Annotated in this window: 4 protein-coding genes and 1 pseudogene; 2 read left to right on the forward strand and 3 right to left on the reverse strand. The window is 36.2% G+C overall.

Annotated features, from left to right (window positions below):
* Positions 1 to 129 precede the first annotated feature (129 nt).
* The 3 genes and pseudogenes from H2672_RS18890 to H2672_RS18900 form a co-directional block, all read right to left on the reverse strand.
* Positions 130 to 1,134, reverse strand: a complete 1,005-nt coding sequence (locus H2672_RS18890; protein WP_186673931.1) for a replication initiation protein — start codon at positions 1,132 to 1,134, stop codon at positions 130 to 132.
* A gap of 864 nt (positions 1,135 to 1,998) precedes the next feature.
* Positions 1,999 to 2,382, reverse strand: coding sequence for a hypothetical protein (locus H2672_RS18895; RefSeq protein WP_186673933.1), 384 nt, complete (start codon positions 2,380 to 2,382; stop codon positions 1,999 to 2,001).
* A 131-nt stretch (positions 2,383 to 2,513) separates the two neighbouring features.
* Positions 2,514 to 2,978, reverse strand: a pseudogene (locus H2672_RS18900) (trypsin-like serine protease); the annotation flags it as partial.
* Between the two features lie 432 nt (positions 2,979 to 3,410).
* On the opposite strand from H2672_RS18900, the gene H2672_RS18905 reads away from it, so the two are divergent.
* Both H2672_RS18905 and H2672_RS18910 read left to right on the forward strand, forming a co-directional pair.
* The gene (locus H2672_RS18905) at positions 3,411 to 3,617 is read left to right on the forward strand and encodes a hypothetical protein (RefSeq protein WP_186673934.1); all 207 of its coding nucleotides are present in this window, start codon (positions 3,411 to 3,413) and stop codon (positions 3,615 to 3,617) included.
* Between the two features lie 551 nt (positions 3,618 to 4,168).
* Positions 4,169 to 4,478 (forward strand): phage integrase N-terminal domain-containing protein (locus H2672_RS18910; RefSeq protein ID WP_186673803.1); only part of this gene is annotated, 310 nt, incomplete at its 3' end.

Consider the following 4,478-nt stretch of genomic DNA (forward strand, 5'->3'; position numbering starts at 1 on the left):
CCCCTTATGCTCTTTCTAACTTTTTTTTCGAATTCGGATTTTAATTTAACCGTTGCTAACATACGCAAAGGTTAAATTTTTTTATGTTACTAGAAAAAAAGGGCGACTGCTGCGGTTGCTCTTTTTTTTCTAGTAATCTCTTTCTTCAAGCCAATTATAGAATGGTACACGCTTTGTAGTAGCTGGCTGTTTGTCATATTCTAAAAACGCCTCAATCAACCTAAGATTGTCTTTCGCCCTTGGTATATATTCACTTGCTTCTTTAGATGTCATTTGCTCTCCTTTGCCTTTTCGCATACCCTCCGTTTCTATAACTAGCTTGGTCGCTCTTTCTTTATTATCTCCATTTTGCATTTGGTGAACAACGCCCCATAGCGCAAACACATCGTCAATCAGTCTTTTTAATTCTTCTGATTGATTGTCTGTTGCTAACGGAACTGTTTTACCTGTTGACCAATGTATTTCAAATCCGACAATAGCCCGACCTTTTTTCTTTTCTTTGTACCACACTTCAAGTTCGGTATATTGGTTAACTTCATTGATGGCGACATCTAGCACACCACGTTTAAATTGGGCTGTACTATCTATGTATGTCTTTCTATTTTCAACACCAAACAAACGTAGGAGAGCTTCTTTTGAAACAGGTACATAGTAAGCTCCATAACGAGCTTTTAAGTACTCGTATAATGTCCAACTAAAGCTACTTTTGAATTTTGATGTAATCGTTAAATCAGTTGTTACATAATAATCTTTCAACTCCAAAATATGAGGGACAAATTTTTGATTCCATTCAATTTTAAACGTTCCGTTGTCATATTGGAGATCTGTGAAGATAGCTGTAAACCTAAACTTTTTTTCTTCTAAATTTTGAGTACTATATCTTAATGCAGAAACCTTTTCACTATCTATATAAGCATCTTCGGTCTTATATCTTTTAAGACCGAATTTCCTTTCAAAATCAGCCTTGATAAACTCCGTGCTACCGTCTTGTTGTGTGCAGTAGATAGAGTAAGCAAGTAACTGCATTTGATTTAACGTTAAGCCGTGGTTTAAATTCGCCATCGAAAACTCGTTACTCTTTTTAATACTGTTATCGTAAGATACCAATTGCTCTTTATCATTTTTTCTAGCCATGTACAATCCCCCTTCTCATTGTGTATTATAGTATCACAAATACACAATGAAGGGAGACATTTTACACAATGAAGGGAGACATTTTACACGATAGAGGGAGACATTTTACACGATAGAGGGAGACATTTTACACGATAAAACTCGCAAACCCTTATGGCTCTAAGGTTCGTGAGTCTATTAAAGGTTACTAAGTCTATTAAGTCTTTAAATAAAATCATTATATAGGATTCGCTAATTATCATTCATTTCTCTTTTACTATAAAAAATCAGAATAAATTATTTCACTCCAAATACAAAAGGCCGTTACTAGAAAAAAGAGTAGAACAAATCCATAAATGAACTTGTCCTACTCTTTGAATCTATCGAATATAGCCGCAGAAACGCACAGAACATCCGTGTATCGGGTTTAAGGAAGAAAGTAAGGTTATCTATCTATCAAATTTTAGAACGCCTTCTAAGGGTGTTTAAAGCGTTTTTAAGAAAGAGACTAATTCAGTACTCTTTTCGATTCATTTCACCAAAGCATTATGTATATTTATTCGTTTAAACGGGCCTGGCATTAGCCTGAAAGCCTGTTAACTCAACGATGTATATTTCTTGTATAACTAAAATGAAGAGCCATAGGGGATAAACTGAGGGTTTATAAGGGGTCAAGGGAGAGCGTCAACTGCCGAGAACTGGCGTTATGTTAACCTGTTGAGTATGGATTATACAAAATTGTTCAGCAATCAATTCGCAGGTTTGCGGATGGAGATAATCGAGTTTTTTGTTCAACTAATGGCAGGATAGTTGAATTAGGTTTATGTTTATTGTAATAGGAATAATTAAAAAAGGAGTAGCAAAAGCTACTCCTTTTTACTCCGGTTATTCTTTTATTATCTCAATAGCATCAGCTTTTTCTCTTGCTGGATTGGAAGGGTGGATCATTTGTTTATGGTTTATCACTTTTACCTTTTGACCTATTACTAATTTTGAAATATTTTCTTCTTCTATACCTGTAATATCAACAATGACTCCAGAGTTTTTGGTTTCAGGATTTGCTTCCAAAGTAACCCAGATTTCCTCAGAATCAATCGTCTGTATATATCCAATTGTACTAACGTTACTTTTTTGGGGCTGTAATTCTTGTTTATCCGAATTCTGATTATCAATATTTTTTATAGAGTCAATAGATTCTTCTTGCATACAACCTGTTAAAAAAATAATTAAGAAAAAAAGCGTTAGTGTAATCTTTCTGTTTGAATACATAAACTTTCCCTCCTGAATATTACTATATTTATCTGACGATAAAACAAGGAGAAACGTTACATAATCATTTTAGATTATTGTTTCGTATTGAGAAATAGCAGAATCTTCTTTACCCTTTATATAATTAAATATTAATTCGTTAGTTTTTTAGGAGTATCAGCTGTATATAAATATAAACCATATTTTTGAGCTACTTCAACAAAAGGTGTGTAATAAGCTTCGTGACTATACCATACTCCATTATTGGGATTTTGATATTCCTTGTATATTTTTGACAATAGTCCAATAAGATCATTAGATGTTTGGTCAAATAATGGTCCACCACTATCGCCTTGACCTACCAAATAACCTCCGCCATATTTTTCTACCTTAATTAAAATATCACCAGTGGTTGGGTCAATAATTATTCTTGGATCAGTTATTTTTCCGCATTGATAGCCCTGTGTGATTCCTGATTTACAGACTAATTGGTTTTGGGCTGGTCTTACTGTATTACGTGTAGTAGCATCATATCCTGCGGTACTATCACTAAATTTTAAACCATTTGAAGCATATCGTCCTCCTGTTAAGCCTATTTGAGTTATTCTAACTAACCCAAAATCATAATTTGTTGGTTTAGAGGGCGTTTGTGGAAGTCTCGGCTGCCTTTACAGGGTAGCTTTTCTTATTGAGTAACAGACTTAAATACTTCCGTGAAAGGGAGTTATGTCAACCGTATTTATTCAAACTAATTCAACAATATATTTGAAAAATCCAAATGGAACTGATAGACTAATAGCATATAAATTTACTTTACTTTCTTTTGCAAATCCACCTTTTGGTGAGATTCTGCGGTGATGAACAATTGAGGCCTTTGGGCTGTTTGCGTTTCATAGCAATCTTTATTTGCTATGCGAACAAACTGCCCAAAGGCCTTTTTGCGTTCTATTTACGGAGAGTTATCAAAAAGTACAACCCTGTGTATCATTAAAAAACAAAAAAATGGAGTACTCAAATTGGGTACAAAACTCGAAAAGGAGAGAGGTAATATGTTGGTTAAACTATCGGGAAATGAACAAAAATTAGTTGAAAAAGTGTACAAACGGCATGTGAATGCAATGGGTTTAGAGGAAGAAAAAAAGTATGGAAAAGGGGAAAATACAAAAGTTGAAAAGGTTATTCCCAACAAGTATTTAAACATTCATTTCGCAAATGGCGAGTGGTTTAAATATTGCGTAGACGGGACTTGGGGCTGAACAAAAAGGGTGGAAAAAAATAACTTCGCTTTCAGATAAGGCAATCAGCGAATGTTGGCTGACTTGCGACTTTGTCGCTAATAGAATGGACGTTGATGCGCGTATAAGCATTCGTAATGCAGGCTGACGAATAGAGCCGATCGCCACGCTTGGGGCGGTTAATAAATTCCGGCAGGAAGTGAACGAGGTCAAAGACCTGAGCGATATGCTTGCCTGATGGCAGTTCACTGGAACGTGGCAAAGCCAACCCGTTAGGGGATGTTCCATTCAATACTCACACACACAATTGGATACGGGGTACAGCTTTCTCTTTGCCCGCTATTTGGCGTTAGCCAAATGAGCACGACACAGATTTTGAACGAAGTGATAAAAATCTGAAGTGCAATTCGGGCAAAGAGAAAGCTGTACCAAAAAGCCGAAAATACACCCGTAAATACCGTTATCTCTGGGTTTGTATTTTAGTTTTAACCTTCAGTATTTGAGGAAGTCCTGAGGACACCCGAAAATGCCAGCGGGTGAGCTATGCACTTTTTTAAAAGGGAGATGGAAATATGACGAAAGGAACGTCACCGATCATGGCGCAGATGGAGAAAATTTATCGGCATACAAGAGCAAACTCTTTCGGTACTCGTGCTAGGTATGAAAGCAGCTGCCGAAATTTCGTCGGGTTTTTAGACGAGAAATTCAAGATGAAAAACTTGCGGAATTTACAAGATAAACATGTAGTGGCCTATATCCAGCAGCGACAAGCTGAAGGCGTCGCACCGAAAACACTCAAAAATGACTTAGGGGCAATTCGCTACATGCATGACATGATTCCGAACGTCAAACACGAACTTTCCGATAATAAAGGACTGAAAG

This window comes from Sporosarcina sp. BP05, from assembly GCF_014282005.1.
Lineage (GTDB): Bacteria > Bacillota > Bacilli > Bacillales_A > Planococcaceae > Sporosarcina.